Source organism: Pseudonocardia sp. HH130629-09 (assembly GCF_001294645.1).
Taxonomy (GTDB): Bacteria; Actinomycetota; Actinomycetes; order Mycobacteriales; family Pseudonocardiaceae; genus Pseudonocardia.
On record NZ_CP011868.1, the window covers coordinates 98,723 to 119,408 of the forward strand.

The 20,686-nt window shown below is 74.8% G+C and carries 17 protein-coding genes and 1 pseudogene; 15 read left to right on the top strand and 3 right to left on the bottom strand.

The window, feature by feature from the left end; genetic code table 11:
• Positions 1-51: 51 nt before the first annotated feature.
• A pseudogene (locus XF36_RS35055) lies at positions 52-216 on the top strand (DUF5313 family protein); the annotation flags it as partial.
• A gap of 171 nt (positions 217-387) precedes the next feature.
• Here the strand turns inward: XF36_RS35055 and XF36_RS00440 are convergent.
• The 3 genes from XF36_RS00440 to XF36_RS00450 all read right to left on the bottom strand — a co-directional run bounded on the left by XF36_RS00440 (position 388) and on the right by XF36_RS00450 (position 3,786).
• The gene (locus tag XF36_RS00440) at positions 388-1,317 is read right to left on the bottom strand and encodes an HAD family hydrolase (protein WP_193394016.1); all 930 of its coding nucleotides are present in this window, start codon (positions 1,315-1,317) and stop codon (positions 388-390) included.
• A 221-nt stretch (positions 1,318-1,538) separates the two neighbouring features.
• Positions 1,539-2,957, bottom strand: a complete 1,419-nt coding sequence (locus tag XF36_RS00445; RefSeq protein ID WP_060710445.1) for a DUF5667 domain-containing protein — start codon at positions 2,955-2,957, stop codon at positions 1,539-1,541.
• A gap of 190 nt (positions 2,958-3,147) precedes the next feature.
• On the bottom strand, positions 3,148-3,786 hold the full coding sequence (locus XF36_RS00450; protein ID WP_060710446.1) for a sigma-70 family RNA polymerase sigma factor: 639 nt from the start codon (positions 3,784-3,786) through the stop codon (positions 3,148-3,150).
• A 728-nt stretch (positions 3,787-4,514) separates the two neighbouring features.
• Here XF36_RS00450 and XF36_RS00455 point away from each other — a divergent pair.
• From XF36_RS00455 to resB, 14 genes are all read left to right on the top strand, one after another.
• Positions 4,515-6,116 (top strand): class I adenylate-forming enzyme family protein, encoded by a 1,602-nt coding sequence (locus XF36_RS00455; protein WP_349675523.1) that lies wholly within the window; start codon positions 4,515-4,517, stop codon positions 6,114-6,116.
• 1 nt (position 6,117) lies between these two features.
• Complete coding sequence (locus XF36_RS00460) at positions 6,118-6,354, top strand: glutaredoxin family protein (protein WP_060710448.1); 237 nt, start codon at positions 6,118-6,120, stop codon at positions 6,352-6,354.
• Positions 6,351-8,045: a molybdopterin-dependent oxidoreductase gene (locus XF36_RS00465; protein WP_060710449.1), complete on the top strand. Its 1,695-nt coding sequence runs from the start codon at positions 6,351-6,353 to the stop codon at positions 8,043-8,045. The genes XF36_RS00460 and XF36_RS00465 overlap by 4 nt, the downstream gene beginning before the upstream one ends.
• A gap of 494 nt (positions 8,046-8,539) precedes the next feature.
• Positions 8,540-9,268, top strand: a complete 729-nt coding sequence (locus tag XF36_RS00470; RefSeq protein WP_060710450.1) for a redox-sensing transcriptional repressor Rex — start codon at positions 8,540-8,542, stop codon at positions 9,266-9,268.
• Positions 9,269-9,272: 4 nt separating this feature from the next.
• Positions 9,273-10,709, top strand: a complete 1,437-nt coding sequence (locus XF36_RS00475) for a glutamyl-tRNA reductase (protein WP_060710451.1) — start codon at positions 9,273-9,275, stop codon at positions 10,707-10,709.
• A complete protein-coding gene (gene hemC, locus XF36_RS00480; RefSeq protein ID WP_060710452.1) occupies positions 10,706-11,662 on the top strand; it encodes a hydroxymethylbilane synthase in 957 nt (318 codons plus the stop codon). The genes XF36_RS00475 and hemC overlap by 4 nt, the downstream gene beginning before the upstream one ends.
• A 16-nt stretch (positions 11,663-11,678) precedes the next feature.
• Positions 11,679-13,220 (top strand): uroporphyrinogen-III synthase, encoded by a 1,542-nt coding sequence (locus XF36_RS00485; protein ID WP_060710453.1) that lies wholly within the window; start codon positions 11,679-11,681, stop codon positions 13,218-13,220.
• Positions 13,221-13,333: 113 nt separating this feature from the next.
• Complete coding sequence (gene hemB / locus XF36_RS00490) at positions 13,334-14,314, top strand: porphobilinogen synthase (protein ID WP_082375076.1); 981 nt, start codon at positions 13,334-13,336, stop codon at positions 14,312-14,314.
• Positions 14,315-14,604: 290 nt separating this feature from the next.
• On the top strand, positions 14,605-15,465 hold the full coding sequence (locus tag XF36_RS32870) for a hypothetical protein (protein ID WP_193393994.1): 861 nt from the start codon (positions 14,605-14,607) through the stop codon (positions 15,463-15,465).
• 49 nt (positions 15,466-15,514) lie between these two features.
• Positions 15,515-16,828 (top strand): glutamate-1-semialdehyde 2,1-aminomutase, encoded by a 1,314-nt coding sequence (gene hemL, locus XF36_RS00500; protein WP_060710456.1) that lies wholly within the window; start codon positions 15,515-15,517, stop codon positions 16,826-16,828.
• A 2-nt stretch (positions 16,829-16,830) separates the two neighbouring features.
• Positions 16,831-17,490 (top strand): histidine phosphatase family protein, encoded by a 660-nt coding sequence (locus XF36_RS00505; RefSeq protein ID WP_060710457.1) that lies wholly within the window; start codon positions 16,831-16,833, stop codon positions 17,488-17,490.
• Positions 17,487-18,086 carry a TlpA family protein disulfide reductase gene (locus XF36_RS00510; protein WP_060710458.1) on the top strand — a complete coding sequence of 200 codons (600 nt, stop codon included), beginning with the start codon at positions 17,487-17,489 and terminating at the stop codon, positions 18,084-18,086. Before XF36_RS00505 ends, XF36_RS00510 begins: the two co-directional genes overlap by 4 nt.
• Before the next feature lie 96 nt (positions 18,087-18,182).
• On the top strand, positions 18,183-19,046 hold the full coding sequence (locus tag XF36_RS00515) for a cytochrome c biogenesis CcdA family protein (RefSeq protein ID WP_060710459.1): 864 nt from the start codon (positions 18,183-18,185) through the stop codon (positions 19,044-19,046).
• Positions 19,046-20,683: a cytochrome c biogenesis protein ResB gene (gene resB / locus XF36_RS00520; protein ID WP_082375077.1), complete on the top strand. Its 1,638-nt coding sequence runs from the start codon at positions 19,046-19,048 to the stop codon at positions 20,681-20,683. The genes XF36_RS00515 and resB overlap by 1 nt, the downstream gene beginning before the upstream one ends.
• Positions 20,684-20,686: the final 3 nt, after the last annotated feature.

A 20,686-nucleotide genomic window follows, 5' to 3' on the forward strand; every position in this document is an offset into this window, starting at 1 on the left:
TGGCTGTGGTACGCAGCCGGCGGGCGGCTGCCCGCGCGGTACCGCGGGTGAGTGCTGCACGACACGACCTGCCGGACCTGGCACCTGCGCCACTTCGCGCGCACGGCGGCGGTACTGACGCTGCTGTCGGTGCCGCTGGCCCTGGTGATCCCCGGCCCGCCGTGGCTGCGGCTCAGCGCCCTGCTGCTCGGCTGGCTGGTGTCGCTGCAGTACGCGCTGTTCGTGATGGAGGAGTCCGTCGAGCACCGGGTGGTGAAAGGCCGGTTACCCCGCGGGCACCGCCCGCGCGACCCGGCTGCAGGCCACCGCCGACGAGCGGGCCGAGGCCGCCCGCCGCTTCGCCGAGCGCTACCGCGGGGCCCCGCCACCCCTGAGCGGCCGGGCGGGTCAGCGCTTGCGGTAGGCCATCCCGGCCGCGACCGCACCGGCGACGGCGCCCGCGCCGAGCACCGAGGGCACCCCGATCCTGGCGGCCTTGCGGCCGGTCCGGAAGTCGCGGATCTGCCAGTTGCGGGCCTTCGCGACGTCGCGCAGCTCCGAGTCCGGGTTCACCGCGACCGCGGTGCCGACCGCCGAGAGCATCGGGACGTCGTTCACCGAGTCCGAGTACGCGGTGCAGCGACGCAGGTCCAGACCCTCCGACGCGGCCAGCGCGCGGACCGCGTGCGCCTTCGCCGGACCGTGCAGGATCTCGCCGACCAGCCGCCCGGTGTAGAGCCCGTCGACGGACTCCGCGACGGTGCCCAGCGCCCCGGTCAGCCCGAGCCGCCGCGCGATGATGCGGGCCAGCTCGATCGGCGTCGCGGTGACCAGCCACACCCGCTGGCCGGCGTCGAGGTGCATCTGGGCCAGCGCCCGGGTCCCGGCCCAGATCCGGTCCGACATCAGCTCGTCGTAGATCTCCTCGCCGAGCGCGACGACCTCGTCGACCGGACGGCCCGCGACGAACGACAACGCGGTGTCGCGGTGCCCCGCGATGCCGCCCTTGTCCTCCCGGCCGCCGACCCGGAACTTGATCTGCTGCCAGGCGAACCCGGCCAGGTCAGAGGTGGTGAAGAACTTGCGCGCGGCCAGCCCACGGGCGAAGTGGAAGATCGACGCGCCGACCATCATCGTGTTGTCGCAGTCGAAGAACGCGGCGGCGGTGAGGTCCGGCGGTGCGCCGTCCCCGCCCTCCGGACCGTCGGGGTGGTCGTCGGCCTCGGCGGCGACGGCCGCGGCGGCCGCGGCGGCGGAGGCCTGCCCCGCCCGCTGCGCGGAGTCGAGTGCGGTCGCCCGCTCCAGCACCCCCGGCTCCTCGGAGAGCCCGGTGTCGATGGGCGGGTGAGACTCGCGGGTCCCGCTCTGGTCGAGAGGGGGGACGGACCCGGGATCACTTACCACGGCGGCCTTCCTGGTGCGACGGCGTCTCGCGTCCCGAGGGGATCGGGGCGCGGCCCCAGCCTACTGCCGGAACGCGGGAGCGGGCCCGGCCTCCGGTACGTGACACGTGTCGACGTACCGGGCGCCGGGCCCGTGCCCGTGGTCTCCGGGGTGGATCAGCCGAGGGTGACCGGGCCGAGGCCCGGCAGCAGCGGCGGGATCGTGATCGGCGGCAGCAGGCGGTTCTGCTCCGCCGACGGCTCCGACGAGCTGCTCGACCCGCTCTCGGAGGTGGCCGAACCACCGCCGTCCAGCAGCGGCAGCCCACCGCCGTCCTGCGAGGACCCCGAGGTGGTCGGGGTCTGGGAGGTCGAGGTGGCCGGACCGGAGGTCGGCGACGGCGTGCCGGTCGCGGTCTCCGACGGCGTCACCGGTGCGGACTGCTCGACGGCCTGGGCCGAGGACGGCCCACCCGCGGTGCGGCACTCGCCGGGCACCGGGCCGAGGTCGTCGACGGTACCGCCGCTGTCCGCGGCGCAGCCGGTGCCGGCCCGCAGCGCCTCGGCCCGGGTCAGCACCCGGTCCAGCAGGCGGATGGCCTGCGAGGTCTCCCCGCGGCTCTCGGCGGGCAGGTCGGACTGCAGACGGGTGATGCGCCCGGACTGGGCGGCCGCCCAGGTCCGCAGCTCGGCCAGACGCGAGGTGTCCGCGCCGTCGGTGCCCGCGCCGGCCAGCATCAGCCTGCTGCCGGTGCTGGTGGCCCGGTCGAAGTCGCCCATCGCGGACGCCACCGCGTCCGGCGACGGCGGCGTGGACCGCGCGACCAGGCTCTCCAGCTCGTCGACCCGGGAGCGGGCCAGGTCGAGCTGGCGGGCGGCCTCGGCCTGCTGGCCGACGGTGAACACTCCGCCGACGCTCTCGCTGGCGCGCTTCATACCGTACATCGCGTCGCCGGGCAGGGCGTCGCGGCTGACGGTCGAGGTCACACCGGCGATCACCGCGAGCGCGGCGAACCCGCCGACGACGACGCCGAAGCGCTTGCGCACGCTCGGGCGGCGGCGGTCCAGCATCCGGGCGCCGGACGGCGCCGGGCGGGCGGAGTCGTCGCGGCCGGGCCCCGCCTCGGCGTCGCGGGCCGGTCCGGCCGGGGCGCTCACCTGCTCGGGGTGGTCCGGGTGGTCCGACGGCAGCACGTGGCGGCCACGGCGCGGACGGCCGCCGCGACCGGTCGGGTCGTCCGCGGCCGGGGCGTGCTCGCCGGCGGCGCGGCGGTTGGACACCGCGTCCCAGTCGAGGTCGTCGGCGATCGGCGGGCCGATCGGCGCGGTGAGGTCGGCCGGGTCGACGCGGCCGAACCGGTCACCGAACGAGGGCCCGCCGGACTGCTCCCCGACGCCCTCCTCGGCCAGCACCTCGAACAGCCGTGCCCGCATCCGGGCCGAGGCGTGCGGATCGGGCGAGAGGTCACGCCGCGAACGGTCCAGCGCGGCGGCCAGCGCGATCTCGTGCGCCAGCTCCTCCGATGCAGGGGCCCCCGCCGGCGCGCGGTCGAAACCGTCGTCGCCGGGATACCCGTCGTCCCATGCCCTGGGCATGCCGTCCGTCCTCACTGCAGTCTCGCGCTGCTCGTCGGCGCGTGTGGCGCCGTCAGTGCGCGCCGGTCGGTACAACGACCGACTGCGGACGAAGTTACGGCCTTCCAACCGTTCACCGCATCGAGTAGTGCGTTCGGCGCAGTGATCGACACACCCTCTCGCGTTCCGGCTGATCCGGCGGGAGACCCGCTCACCGCAGGCCGTCCGGGAGGAGCTGTGCGAGGCGGCGCACCGCGCGGTGCTGCAACGCCTTGACCGCACCCTCGTTGCGGTCCATCAGCTCGGCGGTCTCGGCGACCGAGAGGCCCTTGAGGAACCGGTACTGGATGCATTCGCGCTGGTCGGAGTTGAGCTTGGCGATCGAGGCCAGCAGCTCGTCGTTGGTGGCCATGTCGAGCACCTGCTGCTCGGGGCCACCGGTGCTGGGCGACAGCTCGACGATCTCCGAGGTCGTCTGCTCCAGCCGGAAGCGGCTGGACTTGACGTAGTCGAAGATCAGGTTCCGGGCGATGGTGACGAACCAGGCCCCGATGTCGCGGCCCTGGTAGCTGACCGAGGAGATCCGGCGCAGGGCCCGGACGAAGGTCTCCTGTGTCACGTCCTCGGCGAAGGACCGGTCGCCCATCCGGAACAGCACGTACCGGTAGACGACGTCGTGGTAGCGCTCGTAGAGCTCGCCGAACGCGGCCACGTCGCCGGCCTGGCAGGCCTCGACCAGTGCCCAGGAGCTGTTCGCGTCCTCGACGGTGCGGGCGGCCTCGTCGGCCGGGTCGGCCTCCGGGCGCTGCAGCTCCTGCGAGATCTGCGGTGCCCGTCGTGGCATCGGCATGTCCTGCTCGGTACGGCCCGGCGGACCCGACCGGGTGGTCCGGCCGTCCGGGCGGTGTAGCGCGGGGCCTGCGGGGTACGTGGGGGGAGCGTCGACCAGCGGAGCGGACGCGATCGGCCCCGTCGGCTGGGACGGCGCAGAGGTCGCTGAAGTCACGGACACCTCCCCGTCCGGCTGGGGGCGGACGGTGTCGGGTCTGTCCTGGCCGGGTTCGGGGGCCCGGGGCGGACGGACGGTCTCGGGGATGGTCTCGGAGCGCTGCTGTCGGAGCAGCCGGTGCGGTCGCGTAGGCCGGGTCATGGATCCCGGGGGGTCGGACGGGGTACGGCTCGGCGGGCGACCCGGCGGGCGGGGACCGCCGGCGCGTCCCGCGCGGCGCGGCACGGTGTGCACCGTGGCGCGCTGGCGTCGAGCTGCATGCCACTCCCTCGGGTGAGTCGCGCGACGAACCGGCGGTTCACGCGTTGAACTACATGTAGCGGCGGAGCATAGACGTCTGTCGAGTGGCGCAGCGCACTCGCCGCCTCTCGTCGCGTGCCGTTCCGGCGAGCGGCCCGATACGCGCGGTGGACGAACCGTGCGCGAAGCGTGTCCGAATCGACACGTGGCGTACACAGCGGTGAACGGTCCCTCGGGGCGCGACGGTCCCGGCCGGGTTTGGAACACTGGCCGTGACGCGTGCCGACGAGCCGAGCCCGCCCCGGCGGGGTCCGAGGATGGAGACCGCCGTGCCGAGTTCCGACCCCGCGCCGGGCCACCGTCCCGAGCGGCCCACCCACCTCGCCGACCTGGTGGCGCGCAACGCCTCCGAGCGCCCCGGGCACGACGCCGTCCGTGACCTGTCCGGCGCGGCACGGCTCACCCTGACCTGGTCGGCGTTCGACGCGGCGGTCTCCGCCGAGGCCGCCCGGCTGCGTGCGGCGGGTGTCCGCCACGGCGACCGGGTCGCGATCGGCCTGCCCGACGGGGCCGACTACTGCGTGGCGTTGTTCGGAGCGCTGCGGGCCGACGCGGTCGTCGTACCGTTCGGCGCAGGCGCGGTGACCCGCGAGCTGGAGGTCGTGCTCGACCAGGCCCGGCCGGTCGCGGTCGTCGCCCGGCCCGACGACGCCGTCGCGGCCGGCTGCGCCGAGGGCGTCGGCGCGACGCTGCTGGGCCCGCCGGACCTGGCCGCCCCGGTCCCGGACGCCCCGGTCGACCGGGCCCCCGCCGACCCCGAGCGGATCGCGCTGGTCGTGTTCACCTCCGGCACCACCGGGCGTCCGCGCGGGGTGCGGCTGTCGCACCGCGCACTGCTGGCCAACCGCGAGCAGGCGGGGGAGCTCCGCCCGGCACCGGTCAATGCGGTCGACCGGGTCCTGCTGGCGCTGCCGCTGTTCCACGTCTACGGGCTCGCCGCCGGGCTGCTGCAGGTCTGCTGGACCGGCGCCACCGTCGTGCTGCCCGGCCGGTTCTCCCCGGACCGGCTGGCCGAGGCGGTGGTGCAGGAGCGGGTCAGCGTCGTGGCCGGGGTGCCGTCGATGTTCCGGATGCTGCTCGACCTCGGGCCCGAGCGGCTGCGCGCCGCGATGGCGGGAGTGCGGCTGTGCACCTCCGGTGGCGCCCCGCTGCCCGCGAGCTGGCTCACGGACTTCCGCGCGGCGAGCGGGCTGGACCTACACGAGGGCTACGGCCTCACCGAGGGCGGGCCCGTCGTCACCAGCAACGACCTGGGCCGCCCGGCCAAGCCGGGCTCGGTCGGTCGGCCGCTGCCCGGGGTGGAGCTGCGTCTGGTCGACCCCGCGGGGCAGCCGCTGCCGCAGCGCGACCCGGAGCCGGCACCGCGCGGCGAGGACCCGCTCGACGACCTCGACTACGACGACGACTCCGATCCCGCCGACGACACCGGCCTGATCGCGCTGCGCGGGTCCAACCTGTTCTCCGGCTACTGGCCCGAGGGCTGCGGCGGCCCCGGTGAGGACGGCTGGTTCGTCACCGCCGACGTCGGCTACCTCGACGTCGACGGCGACCTGCACCTCGTCGACCGGTCCTCGGACCTGGTCATCGTCAACGGTTTCAACGTCTACCCGCGCGAGGTGGAACAGGTCGTCGCCGAGCTGGACGCGGTGGCCGAGGTCGCCGTCGTCGGGGTGCCCGACGACCGGACCGGCGCCGCGGTCAAGGCGGTCGTCGTGCCCGTCGCGGGCGCCGAGCTCACCGAGGAGGCGGTCGCCGAGCACTGCGCGGCCCGGCTCGCCCGGTTCAAGCGGCCCGCCGTCGTCGCGTTCGTCGACGAGCTGCCCCGCACCCCGACGGGCAAGATCGCCCGGAGGACACTGGCGAGGATGTGAGATGCGGGTACGACTGCTGACCCGGGTGGGCTGCCACCTGTGCGACGACGCCGCCGAGGTGCTGGCCCGGGTGTGCGCCGAGACGGACACCGGCTGGGACACCGTCGACGTCGACTCCGACGACGAACTGCGTGCCGAGTACGGCGACCAGGTGCCGGTGGTGCTGCTCGACGGCCGTGAGCACGACTCGTTCCGGGTCGACGAGGAGCGCCTGCGCGCGGACCTGGCCCGGCGGTGAGCCCGGCCCCGGGCGGTCCGGCCTCCACCGTCGACGGTCGGGCCTTCCCCGCCGGAGGCCCGGCCGGCAGGGGGACGCGGCTGGCCCGTCCCGCGCCGCCCGCCCGCACCGCCCTGGCCGGGCTCGCCGCGGCCGCACTGGGCGTCGGCGCCGGGCAGGCGCTCGCGCTGCTGATCGCCCCGGCCGCCGGGCCGGTGAACGCCGTCGCCGAGCAGGTCGTGGCGCTCACCCCGCCCGCGCTCGCCGGTGCGGCGACGGTCGGGGCCGGGATCGGCAGCCGCTACACCGTCGTCGCCGGGGTGCTCGTCGTCCTGGCGCTCGCCGCGGCCGGGCTCGGGGCGCTGTCGCGCCGCTCACCGTGGCCGGGTGCGTGGGGGCTCGCGGTGCTCGGGCTGGCGGGCGTGGTCGCCGCGGCGACGGCGTCGGGCGCCGGTCAGCTCGACATGGTCCCGGCGGGTGCCGCCGCGGTCGTCGCGGTGACGGTGTTCCGGAAGCTGCACGCGCTGGCGGCCCGGATCCCCGCCCCGACCGCGGACGGGACGCTGCCCGACGGGCGGCCGGTCCGGTCGTCGCTGACCCGGCGGCGGTTCCTGCGCACCACCGCGCTGGCGGGGACGGGCGGGGTCGTGCTGGGCACCGGGGCCGCGGCTGCCGCGCCGCTGCTGCCCTCGGGCCGGATCGGGCCCGCACGCGAGGCGCTCACCGCCCGGATCCGGATGCTCGCCGCGCAGGGCCGCATCGCGGCCGCACCGGCGCTGCCCGCGGGGGCACAGGTACCCGGCGCGGCCGCGTTCACCACCGCGGTCGACGACTTCTACCGGATCGACACCGCGCTGCGGGTCCCGTCGGTCGACCCGGCGTCGTGGAGCCTGCGGGTGCACGGGCGGGTCGGGCGCGAGCTCACCCTCACCCTCGACGACCTGCTGACCCGCCCGCTCGTCGAACGCTGGGTGACGATGGCGTGCGTCTCCAACGAGGTCGGCGGCGACCTCGTCTCCACCACCCGGTTCACCGGCGTGGAGCTCGCGCCGCTGCTCGCGGCCGCGGAGCCCGACCCGGTCGCGGACCAGGCGCTGTCCACCTCCACCGACGGCTGGACGGCGGGCAGCCCGTCGTCGCTGCTGCTCGACCCCGCCCGCGGCGCGCTGCTCGCGGTCGCGATGGCCGGCCCGGATGGTCCGGTCGCGCTCCCGCCCGAGCACGGCTTCCCGGTGCGGATCGTCGTCCCCGGGCTCTACGGCTACGTCTCGGCCACCAAGTGGGTCACCGACATCGAGTTCACGACGTTCGGCGCGCGCGCCGACTACTGGCGCGCCCGCGGGTGGGCCCCGCCCGGACCGATGGAGACGGCCGCGCGGATCGAGTCGCCCGCCTCGTACGCGAGCGTGCCCGCCGGCCGGGTCGTGGTCACCGGCACCGCCTGGGCGGTCCCCCGGGGGATCCGCCGGGTCGAGGTCGGTGTGCAGGACGGCGGCGGGTCCGGGTCCTGGGTCACCGCCGAGCTCGCGCCGGTGCCCGCCGGCGGGGCGACCTGGCGGCAGTGGCGCGCCGAGCTGGACCTGCCGCCGGGCGGGTACACCCTGGTGTGCCGTGCCACCGACGGCGACGGCGTCGTCCAGACCGCCGAGCGCCGCTCCCCGCTGCCGGGGGCGGCGACCGGCTGGCCGACCCGCACGGTCACCGTGACCTGAGAGACGCCGATGGGCGGCGCCGACCTGGATCCCGGCGGGCCCCCTCCGCGCGGAGAGCTGTGTCACGAGCGGTCGTCAGGACTGCGTGACGGTGGTGTCGTGGGGAACGACGTGGCGGTCGTCGCACGACGAGCGGTTCCTGCCCGTCGATCACCGGTAGCTCCAGGTCAGGGGCGGGGCCGAGCACGGAGAGGACCAAGATCGCAACTTTGTGCGTGCCTTCACAAGCGGCTACCGTGGGTTCCCGTCGCCGGTCCCGGTGGCACGGTGCCCCTGCGGCGCCGAGGACGCCGGGTCTCGTCCGTCCGCAGCCCGTCCGCCCCGCCCGGCAGGTTCGCGGGCGTGCCGCGAGCACGCCGACGACCGGCCCCTGTACATCCCCGAACGGAGCACGCCCAGTCTCGATGACCGACCGCCCGCGGACAAGCCCCCGTGAGCAGGACGGCCGCCGGGACCCCGGCCGCCCGCCGACCGACGCCCGAGGAGGACGGCCCGTGACCCTGCCGCCCGAGTCCGGCGTCGCCGCGCCCGACGGCACCGGCGAGCGCCCCGCGCGCCCGGTGCCCGAGGCGACCGTGTCCCGGCTCGCGGTGTACCTGCGCGTGCTCGGTGAGCTGCGCGACGCGGGCGTCGAGACGGTGTCGTCCGAGGAACTCGCCGGTGCCTCCGGCGTCAACTCGGCCAAGCTCCGCAAGGACCTGTCCTACCTGGGTTCCTACGGTGTGCGCGGCGTCGGTTACGACGTCGCCTCGCTGCAGGGTCGGCTGCAGGGCGAGCTGGGCATGGACCAGCGGCAGTCGGTCGCGCTGGTCGGCGTCGGCAACCTGGGCCACGCCCTGGCCGGCTACTCCGGCTTCGCGGGCCGCGGCTTCCGGGTCAGCTCCCTGTTCGACGTCGACGACGACCTCGTCGGCAGCGAGATCAACGGCATCCGGGTGCGGCACGCGCGCGAGATCCCCGAGGTGTGCGCCGGGGGCGGCGTCACCATCGGGATGATCGCGACGCCGGGACCGGCTGCCCAGAAGGTCTGCGACCTGCTCGTGGCGGCGGGTGTGCAGTCCATCCTCAACTTCGCTCCGGTGCTGCTCACAGTCCCGGACGACGTCGAGGTCCGCAAGGTCGACCTGTCGGTCGAGCTGCAGGTCCTCGCGTTCCACGTGGTGCGACGGCACACCGGTGCCGCCGCGGTGACGGACAAGACGAACGAATCGGTGGTGTCGTAGAGCCATGAGCGTCCTCGTGGTCGGCCTGTCGCACCGCAGCGCGCCGGTCGAGGTGCTGGAGCGCCTCGCGGTCGCTCCAGGTGACGTGCCCAAGCTGCTCGAGGAGATGCTCGACCGCTCGCACGTGGAGGAGGCGATCGTCCTCTCCACGTGCAACCGGATCGAGATCTGCGCGGTCGTGGACGCGTTCCACGGCGGCCTCGGCGACATCACCGACGTGCTCGGTGCCCATGCCGGGTTCCCGATCGGCGAGCTGTCCGAGCACCTGTTCGTGCACTACGCGGGCTCGGCGGTCCAGCACCTGTTCGCGCTGGCGGCGGGCCTGGACTCGATGGTGGTCGGCGAGTCGCAGATCCTCGGCCAGCTGCGCGGGGCCTACGCGGCCGCGGACACCGCGGGCGCCGTCGGCAAGGTCCTGCACGAGCTGGTGCAGCAGGCGCTGCGGGTCGGCAAACGGGTGCACGCCGGGACCGGTATCGACGAGGCGGGCGCCTCGGTCGTGTCGGAGGCCCTGCGCGACGCCGACCGCGAGTTCGGCGGGGACGGTCTGGCCGGGCGCCGCGCCGTCATCGTCGGGGCGGGCGCGATGGGCGCGCTGGCCGCGGCCCACCTGCGTCGCGCCGGGGCGGGCGAGATCGTCGTGCTGAACCGGTCGGCCGAGCGCGGCGAGCGGCTCGTCGAGAAGATCCTGGAGCACGCCGACCCGGGCACCACGGCGCGCTTCGCGGTGATGGACGACCTGGCCGCCGAGCTGCGCGAGACGGACCTGCTGCTGGCCTGTACCGGCGCGATCGGCCACGTCGTCGACGTCGAGCCGGTCGCGCAGGCGCTGAACGGCCGTACCACCCCCCTGGTCGTGTGCGACCTGGGCCTGCCGCGCGACGTCGACCCGGCCGTCGGCGAGCTGGCCGGCGTGCGCATGGTCGACCTGATCACCCTGCAGCGTCGGCTGCTCGACGTCGCCGACGGCGGCTCGGTCGCCGTGGCCCAGAAGATGGTCGACGCCGAGGCCCAGCAATACCTGGCCGGGCAGCGCTCGGCCGAGGTCACGCCGACGGTCACCGCGCTGCGCCGGCGCGCCTCGGAGGTCGTCGACGCCGAGCTGCTGCGCCTCGACTCGCGGCTGCCCGATCTGGACGCCCGGGTCCGCGAGGAGCTCTCCCGCACCGTGCGCCGGGTCGTCGACAAGCTGCTGCACACCCCCACCGTCCAGGTGAAGCGCCTGGCCGAGGGCCCGGACGGGGACAGCTACGCCGCGGCGCTGCGCACCCTGTTCGAACTCGACCCGCAGGCCGCCGCCGCGGTCGCCGCCCCGGTCCGTGGCGCCGACGCCAGCGTCGACGGCGGCGACGTCGCCGCCGCCCTGCGCTTCAGCGACCCCGCCGTGCCGTTCGACGTCACCCCGTCGATCGGGTCCCGTCCCCCGGAACAGATCTCGTGAGCGTCCTGAAGATCGGTACCCGGCCGTCGAAGCTGGCGGTCGCGCAGTCCACCACCGTGGCCGACCGGCTCGTCGCCGCCGGCCACCCGTGCGAGCTGGTCACCATCTCGACCAGCGGTGACCGCTCGTCGGCGCCGATCCCGCAGATCGGGGTGGGGGTGTTCGTCTCGCAGCTGCGCGACGCGCTCTACGCCGGCGAGATCGACGTGGCCGTGCACTCGTACAAGGACCTGCCGAGCGCGCAGCCCGAGGGGCTGACGATCGCGGCGGTCCCCGAGCGCGAGGACGTCCGCGACGCGCTGGTCACCGGCGGTCGGGTGCTCGGCGAGCTGGGCCGTGGTACCCGGGTCGGGACGGGATCCCCGCGCCGGACCGTGCAGCTGCACGCGCTCGGCCTGGGGCTGGAGGTGCTGCCGATCCGCGGGAACGTGGACACCCGGATCGGGAAGGTGCGGTCCGGCGAGCTGGACGCGGTGGTCGTGGCCGCCGCGGGACTGCGCAGGCTGGGCCGCGTCGACGAGGCGGACGAGCTGATCGACCCGCTGCAGATGCTGCCCGCCCCGGCCCAGGGCGCGCTGGCGATCGAGTGCCGCACCGCCGACACCGACCTGGTGGCGGCGCTGGCCGCGGTGCTGGACGACAGCGGGGTGCGCTTCGCCGTCACCGCCGAGCGTGCGGTGCTCGCGGGCCTGGACGCCCAGTGCTTCACCCCCGTCGGGGCGCTCGCCGAGGTCGTCTCCGACCTCGACGACGACGGCCGCGCGGTCGACCGGCTGTCGCTGCGCGGCGCGCTGGGGATCGGGGACATCGCGGGGGGCGACGTGGTGCGCGCCTCCGCCACCGGAGACATGGACGACGCAGAGAAGATCGGGGCCGCGGTCGCCCTCGAGCTTCTCGACCTGGGAGCCGAGGACCTGCGCCCCGCAGGTCCCGGTGGTCCCGCCAACCGCTGATTCGGGAGTTTCTTCAATGACAGGACCTGCCAACACCTCGGGGCGGATCGCCTTCGTGGGCAGCGGACCGGGGGACCCGGCGCTGCTCACCGTGCGTGCCCGGGACGTGCTCACCGGCTCGCCGCTGGTCATCACCGACCCGGACGTGCCCGAGGGCATCCTCGCCCTGGCCGCGGACGGCGCCGAGGTGCGCCCGGCCGTCGGGCAGCCCGCCGACATCGCGAGCGACCTGCTCAGCGAGGCCGGTCAGGGCCGCTCGGTGGCCCGGCTGGTCTCCGGTGACCCGCTGACCAACGACGCCGTCGTCGCCGAGGCGATGGCCGTGTCCGCCTCGGGCACGCCGTTCGACGTGGTTCCGGGCGTCCCGTCCTCGACCGCGGTCCCGGCCTACGCCGGTGTCGCGCTCGGGTCGGCGCACGTCGAGGCCGACGTCCGCGCGGGTGTCGACTGGGCCGCGCTGGCCGCGAGCCCGGGCCCGGTCGTGCTGCACGCGACGAGCGCGCTGCTCGGCGACGTCGCCGCCGGTCTGACCGCCCAGGGCGTCCCGGACGAGACGCCGGTCGCGATCACCGCGGGCGGCACCACCTCCACCCAGCGGACCATCTCGTCGTCGGTCGGGCGGATCGCCGCCGACGGCGGTGACCTGGAGGGCGCGCTCGTCCTCACCGTCGGCGAGGCCGCCGGTCGCCGTGGCGAGCTGTCCTGGTGGGAGTCGCGCGCGCTCTACGGCTGGCGGGTCCTGGTGCCGCGCACCAAGGACCAGGCCGGCGTGATGAGCGAGCGGCTGCGGATGCACGGCGCCATCCCGGAGGAGGTGCCGACGATCGCCGTCGAGCCGCCCCGGTCGCCCGCGCAGATGGAGCGCTCGGTCAAGGGCCTGGTCGACGGCCGCTACCAGTGGGTCGTGTTCACCTCGACCAACGCGGTCAAGGCCGTCTGGGAGAAGTTCGGTGAGTTCGGCCTCGACGCCCGCGCCTTCTCCGGCGTGAAGATCGCCTGCGTCGGCCGCTCGACCGCGGAGAAGGTCCGCGAGTTCGGCATCGAGCCCGAGCTCGTCCCCGACATCGACGAGGCTCAGTCCTCGACGTCCGAGGGCCTGCTGGACATCTTCCCGCCGCACGACGACGTCCTCGACCCGGTCGACCGGGTGCTGCTCCCGCGCGCCGACATCGCCACCGAGACGCTGTCGGCCGGGCTGCAGGAGCGCGGCTGGGAGGTCGACGACGTGACGGCCTACCGGACCGTCCGGGCCGCCCCGCCGCCCGCGCCGATCCGTGAGGCGATCAAGACCGGCGGCTTCGACGCGGTGTGCTTCACCTCGTCGTCGACGGTGCGGAACCTGGTCGGCATCGCCGGCAAGCCGCACGCCCGGACCCTGGTCGCCTGCATCGGCCCGGCCACCGCGGAGACCGCGCGCGAGTTCGGCCTGCGGGTCGACGTGCAGCCCGAGGAGTCCCGGGTCCCGACCCTGGTCGACGCGCTGGCCAGCCACACCGCGAAGCTGCGCGCCGAGGGCAACCTGCCGCCGCCGAAGAAGGTGAAGGCTCGCCGCCGCTGAGCGTGCGAAGGGCGCATCGGCACTGCCGCTGAGCCGTCCCCGTCCGGCCCCGTACCGCCCCCCGAGGTGGTGCGGGGCCGACGTGTGTCCGGCGCGGTCGTAGCCTGGTCCGCATGGGTTTTCCGGCGCAGCGTCCCCGACGGTTGCGGACCACCCCCGCGATGCGGCGGCTGGTCTCCGAGACCGAGGTCCGTCCGCGGCAGCTGGTGCTGCCGATGTTCGTCCGTGAGGGCGCGACAGAGCCGGTCCCGATCGGCTCGATGCCCGGGGTCGTGCAGCACACCGGCGACTCGCTGCGCAAGGCGGCCGCGGAGGCGGCGGCCGCGGGCGTCGGCGGCGTGATGCTGTTCGGCGTCCCCGAGCACCACGACGCGACCGGCTCCGGCGCCGTCGACCCGGACGGCATCCTCAACGTCGGCCTGCGCGACGTGCGCTCCGAGGTCGGCGACGACCTGGTCGTGATGTCCGACCTGTGCCTCGACGAGTTCACCGACCACGGCCACTGCGGCGTGCTGGATGCCGACGGCGGCGTCGACAACGACGCGACGCTGGAGATCTACGCGCGGATGGGTGTCGAGCAGGCCCGCGCGGGTGCTCACCTGGTCGGGCCCAGCGGCATGATGGACGGCCAGGTCGGCGTCATCCGCGCCGCGCTCGACGAGGCCGGGTTCACCGATACCGGCATCCTCGCCTACACCGCGAAGTACGCCTCGGCGTTCTACGGCCCGTTCCGCGAGGCGGTGAACTCGCAGCTCACGGGTGACCGCAAGACCTACCAGCAGGACGGCGGCAACGCGCGCGAGGCCCTGCGCGAGCTCGCGCTCGACCTCGACGAGGGCGCCGACATTGTGATGGTCAAGCCCGCCCTGGCCTACCTCGACATCCTGGGCCGGGTGGCCGACGTCGCCGACGTGCCCGTCGCGGCGTACCAGATCTCCGGTGAGTACGCGATGGTCGAGGCTGCCGTCGCCCGGGGCTGGCTCGAGCGCGAGCGGACCATCATGGAGACGCTGACCTCGATCCGCCGCGCCGGTGCGGACGTGATCCTGACCTACTGGGCCACCGAGGTCGCGTCCTGGCTCGACCGGGGCTGATCCCGCCACCGTCGGGACGACTTCTGTTCTGCTCACGCGGTGGAGAGCGCGTCCGCCGTGGGCGGCCCGGGGAAGTTCCAGCGAGGCCACCTTTCTCCGAATTCGCTTACCCGGTAAGCGAGTTCGCAGACCCTGGGCCCCGATCCCGATCCCGATCCCGATCCCGATCCCGATCCCGATCCCGATCCCGATCTCGGCCCCGGCGCCGGGCGTCCGGCGAAGAGTGAATCGCGCCGTCGGGTACCGCCGAACGTGGCAAACCGGACACCGGCACGGCTACCGTGGACGACGTGAGCAGCGACCCCGGACAGCACGACGCCCCGCAGTACTACCGGCCCGGGCCGTCGACGGGGCGCTACCCGCAGTACCCGCAGAACCCGTACCCGAACGGCTGGCACGGCGGCTCCACGCCGCCGGCGTCGCCGCCGCAGGCACCCGCCTCGCCGGCACCGCAGCCGGGCTCGACCGGGCACCCGGGCTCGACGGCACAGCCGGGCTCCGCAGCGCAGCCCGGCTCCGCAGCGCAGCCCGGCGCCGCAGCGCAGCCGGGTTCTGCAGCGCAGCCGCGGCCCGGGCAGCAGTCCGGCCCCGGGCCGCAGGCGGGGCAGGGCCCGCAGTGGAACACCGCGTCGGGCTGGGGACCGCCCCCGGCGGGTCTCGGCAGCGGGCCGCAGGGGCGTCCGGCCCGGCCTCGTCAGGTCGTGACCGCGCTCGTCGCGTTGATCGCGGCGGCGGTGCCGTTCGTGGTCACCGGCATCGGTTCGCTGTTCGTGACCGTCAACGAGTCGCTGCTGAACGACTCCGGCATCCCGCGAGGGGAGTTCGACGCCGCGCTGGCCGCGTCCGGGATGACGATGGCCCAGTTCGGCCAGGCGGTGCGGGTCATGGGCGTGGTCTTCCTGGTGCTGGCACTGGTCTGGATCGCGCTGGCGATCGCCGCGTTCCTCGGTGCTGCCGGGGCGCGGATCGCGCTGATCGTGCTGCTCGTGCTCTACGGGCTCCCACTACTGCTGATCATGTTGATCGGCGGGCAGCCCGTGTTCGCGGTGCTGGTCGTCGGCGTCGCCGCTGCCGGGGTCGCGCTGCTGTTCGGCCGCCCGGCGAAGGAGTGGTACGCCGCCCGCAAGCTCGGGGCCGCGAGCCGGTCCTGACACCGGCTGCGAGACTGGGCCCGTGAGCACCGGAAGCGCAGGGACCACCGTGAGCAACCCGGAACCGAAGGAGTCGGCCCGCCTCTTCGAGCGGGCGACCGAGCTGATTCCCGGCGGGGTGAACTCCCCGGTGCGGGCGTTCAACTCGGTCGGCGGCACCCCGCGGTTCATGGTCTCGGGCGAGGGCTGCCGCCTCACCGACGCCGATGGCGCCACCTACGTCGACCTCGTCTCCTCCTGGGGGCCGATGATCCTGGGGCACGCGCACCCGGCCGTCGTCGAGGCGGTGCGGTCCGCGGCGTCGCAGGGGCTGTCGTTCGGCACCCCGACCCCGGGCGAGATCGATCTCGCCGCCGAGATCGTCGACCGCACCCCGGTCGAGCAGGTCCGCCTGGTCAACTCGGGCACCGAGGCGACGATGAGCTCCATCCGGCTCGCCCGCGGCATCACCGGTCGCACGGTGATCGTGAAGTTCTCCGGCTGCTACCACGGCCACGTGGACGCGCTGCTCGCCGACGCGGGCTCCGGCATCGCCACCCTCGGCCTGCCGACCAGCCCGGGCGTCACCGGCGCCCAGGCCGCCGACACCGTGGTGCTGCCCTACAACGACCTCGACGCCGTCCGCACCGTGTTCGAGCAGCGCGGCCCGGAGATCGCCTGCGTGATCACCGAGGCCGCCGCGGGGAACATGGGGGTCGTCCCGCCGGTCCCCGGGTTCAACGCGGCGCTGCGCGACCTCGCGCACGAGCACGGCGCGCTGCTGGTGATCGACGAGGTCATGACCGGCTTCCGGGCCTCGCGTCAGGGCTGGTTCGGCTGCGACGGCGTCGCCGGGGACCTCTACACCTTCGGCAAGGTCATGTCCGGCGGCCTGCCCGCCGCCGCGTTCGGCGGGTCCGCCGAGCACATGTCGTACCTGGCCCCGGCGGGGCCGGTCTACCAGGCGGGCACACTCGCCGGGAACCCCGTCGCCGTCGCCGCCGGGCTCACCACGCTGCGCCACGCCGACGAGGCGGTCTACGCCACCTTGGCGGCCAACGCCGACCGGATCGGCGCCATGGTGACCGCGGCGCTGGACCGGGAGGGCGTCGCCCACATGATCCAGTACGCGGGCACCATGTTCTCCCCCTTCTTCACCGCCGACCCGGTCACCGACTACGCGCGTGCCAAGGCCGCCGAGACCTGGCGCTACCCGGCGTTCTTCCACGCCATGCTCGACCACGGGGTCTACCTGCCGCCCAGCGCCTTCGAGGGCTGGTTCGTCTCCACCGCGCTGGACGACGAGGCCTTCGAGCGGATCGAGACCGGCCTCGCCGCCGCCGCGGGCGCCGCGGCCGCCGCCACCCGACCGGACGGGGTCTGACCATGGGTGACCGGACCAGCCCGCCCGCGTCGGGACCGGTGACCGTGGTGCACGTGCTGCGCCACGGCGAGGTGCACAACCCCGAGGGCGTCCTCTACGGCCGCATCCCCGGTTACCACCTGTCCGACCACGGCCGGGCCCAGGCCAAGACCGTCGCCGCGTACCTGGACGGCAACGACGTCGCCGCCGTCGTCGCGTCGCCGCTGCAGCGCGCGCAGGAGACCGCCCGCGCGATCGCGGACGCCCACGGCGTCGACATCCACACCGACGAGGGACTGATCGAGTCCGGCAACCTCTTCGAGGGCAAGCGGTTCGGCGTCGGCGACGGCGCGCTCAAGCGCCCGCAGGTGTGGCGGCTGCTGCGCGACCCGTTCACCCCGTCCTGGGGCGAGCCCTACCTCGCGATCGCACACCGGATGCTCGGCGCCGTGCACGCCGCACGGGCGCTCGCCCCCGGCCGCGAGGTCGTGTGCGTGTCGCACCAGCTGCCGATCTGGACGCTGCGCCGCTACCTGATGGGCCAGCGGCTCTGGCACGACCCGCGCCGTCGCCAGTGCGCGCTGGCCTCGCTGACCAGCATCGAGTTCACCGGCACCCGGATGACCGGGCTGCGCTACGCCGAGCCGGCCGGCCCGAGCGGCGCGATGGTGACCGGCGCATGAGCCGCCTGCTGCCCGCCCTGCTGGGACTGCTGGTGCTCGTCGCCGGGTGCGGTGTCGGCCGCGACGCCGCGGGCGGGGGACCGGGCCAGGACTTCCAGTTCGTCGCTCCTGGCGGCCAGGTGCGCATCACCTACGACCCGCCGGAGAGCCGTCAGACGATCACCGACCTGCGTGGCGAGAGCCTGCTGCGCGAGGGCACCCAGGTCGGCATCGGCGACTTCCCCGACACGGTTCGGGTCATCAACATCTGGGGTTCCTGGTGCGGCCCGTGCCGGACCGAGGCCCCCGAGCTGCAGGCGGTGGCCGAGGCGGCGATGGGCAAGGCCGTCGTCCTCGGGATCGACGTCCGCGACGACCGGCAGGCCGCCCTGGACTTCGTCACCGACCGCGGCATCACCTACGACTCGATCTACGACGCGCCCGGCCGCACCCTGGCCCGGCTCGACGGCTACCCGCGCAACGTCGTCCCCTCGACGATCGTGCTCGACCGCGACTCCCGGGTGGCCGCGGTGTTCCTGGTCCCGGTCGGCAGCTCCGACCTGCTGCCGCTCATCACGCGGCTGGCCGCCGAGCCGCGGGCCGGTTCGTCCCGCTGACCCCGGGTGACCGGCCGGTCGCGCGCCGCCCGGTGAACTACACGCTGTAGAACCCGCCGCGCGGCACCCCGAGCAGGGCTTCTACCCTGGGATGCGATGGACGCGACGACGACGCTGGCGATCTCGGGGCCGCTGCTGCTCGCAGTGCTGGTCTCGGTCGCCGCGGGCCTGGTGAGCTTCGCCTCGCCCTGTGTCGTCCCGCTGGTCCCGGGCTACCTCGCCTACCTCGCCGGGCTCGTCGGTGCGCAGTCCCCGCCGGTCACCCCGGCCGAGGCGGGCGACCGCACCGCCGCCCGCCGGGGCGGGACCGCGACCGTGCCCCGGGACGGCGGGCAGGACGGCGCCGTGGCCGCCGCCGTCGCACCGGCCCGGGACGACGGCCGCTGGCGGGTCGCCGGGGCCGCGCTGCTGTTCGTCGGCGGGTTCACCGTCGTGTTCGGCGCGATCATGGTCGGCGTCGTGTGGCTGTCCGACGTCCTCATCGACAACGAGGCGCTGCTGCAGCGCATCGGCGGCGTCGTGATGATCGTGATGGGGCTGGCGTTCGCCGGGGCCATCCCCGCGCTCCAGCGCGAGTACCGCTCGCACTGGACGCCGCGGGTCGGCCTCGCGGGCGCCCCGCTGCTGGGCGCGGTCTTCGGCCTGGGCTGGGTGCCCTGCATCGGACCGACGCTGGCCGGGGTCGTCGCCGTCGCCGCGGGCACCGGGGGCGGCTCGGTGCGCGGGATCGTGCTGATCCTGGCCTACTGCGCCGGGCTCGGGATCCCGTTCGTGCTGATCGCGCTGGGCGCGACCCGGGCGGTGCGCGCACTGGGCTGGCTGCGCCGCCACACCCGGGCGGTGCAGATCGCCGGGGGAGCGCTGCTGGTCGCGGTCGGGGCGCTGCTGGTGTCCGGTCTGTGGTCCCAGTGGCTGGTCGCGCTGCAGGTCTCGATCGCCGGGTTCACCCCGCCGATCTGATGAGCTCCCCGCCGCAGCCGTCCGTGTCGACACCGGACGGCGGACCGCCGCCGTCGCAGCGGCCCGGGCCGCTGGTCCGCGCGCTGTCGTTCCTGCGCAACACCTGGCGCGGGCTGACCAGCATGCGCACCGCGCTGGTGCTCCTGTTCCTGCTCGCGCTGGCGGCGATGCCCGGGGCCCTGCTGCCGCAGCGCTCGCTGAACGCTTTCCTCGTGGACGACTTCTACCGCGACAACCCGACCATCGCGCCGGTGATCGACGCGGTCGGTGGGTTCGAGGTGTTCGCGAGCCCGTGGTTCGCCGCCATCTACCTGCTGCTGATGATCTCGCTGGTCGGCTGCGTGTTCCCGCGCACCGGCGAGTACCTGCGCTCGGTCCGCCAACCCCCGGTGATGACCCCGCGCAACCTGGCGCGGCTGCCGCACCACGCCGAGGGCGACACCACCACCGCCGGCGTCGACGACGAGCTGGCCAGGGCCCGGCGGCTGCTGCGCGGCTGGCGCACCGTCGAGCGCACCGAGGACGACGGTTCCCGCACGATCTCGGCGGAGAAGGGGTTCCTGCGCGAGACCGGCAACCTCGTGTTCCACCTCAGCCTGATCGGCATCCTGCTCGGCCTGGCCGGCGGGAAGATGTACGGCTACGAGGGCGACGTCATCGTGCGCGCCGACGGCAGCGAGTTCTGCAACAGCTCGATCCTCGGCTACGACAGCTTCCGCGCCGGGCTGCGCGTCGACGGCACCGACCTCAACGACTTCTGCGTGAAGGTCGACCGGTTCGACGGCACCTGGCTGCCGAACGGCCAGCCGTCGACCTTCGGTGCCTCGGTCGGGTACCAGACCGGGCAGGACGTCCGTGACGGCGTCAGCACCTGGCGTCCCGACGAGATCGCGGTCAACCACCCGCTGCGCACCGACGGCGACCGCGTCTACCTGACCGGATACGGCTACGCCCCGGAGTTCACGGTGACCTGGCCGGACGGGCAGAGCCGCACCGGCGAGGTCCAGTGGCGTCCGGTCGACCAGTCCGGCACCCAGCTGTCGGAGGGGGCGACGAAGTTCGAGCGCCCCGGCATCACCGACCCGGAGCAGCGGCGCACCACGCAGCTCGCCGTCACCGGGACGTTCGCGCCGACCGGCGCGGTCGACCCCGAGGGCAGGCTGGTGTCGGTGCACCCGGACGTGCGGTCGCCGACCGCCGACGTCGACGTGCTCCTCGGCGACCTCGGCATCGACGACGGCCGCGGCCAGTCGATCTTCAGCGTCGACCAGAGCAAGATCGACGACGGCGAGCTGCGCTCCGTCGCCACGGCGCGGCTCGGGATCGGCGACAGCACCCGGCTGCCGGACGGCACGGTCGTGCGGTTCGACGGCGTCACCCCGTGGGTGAACCTGCAGGTGGGCCACGACCCCGGCCAGTCCTGGGTGCTGGTCGCGGCGGTGCTGATGGTCGGCGGCCTCGCGCTGTCGCTGTCGGTCACGCGTCGCCGGTTCTGGGTGCGGGTGACCCCGTGCGACGGCAGGGGCGCGCGCATCGCCCTCGGTGGTCTGGCCCGGACCGACCGGGCAGGCTACGGCGAGGAGTTCGACCGGCTCGCGACCGAGCTGCTCGACCCGACGGACAAGAAGGACGGTTAACCG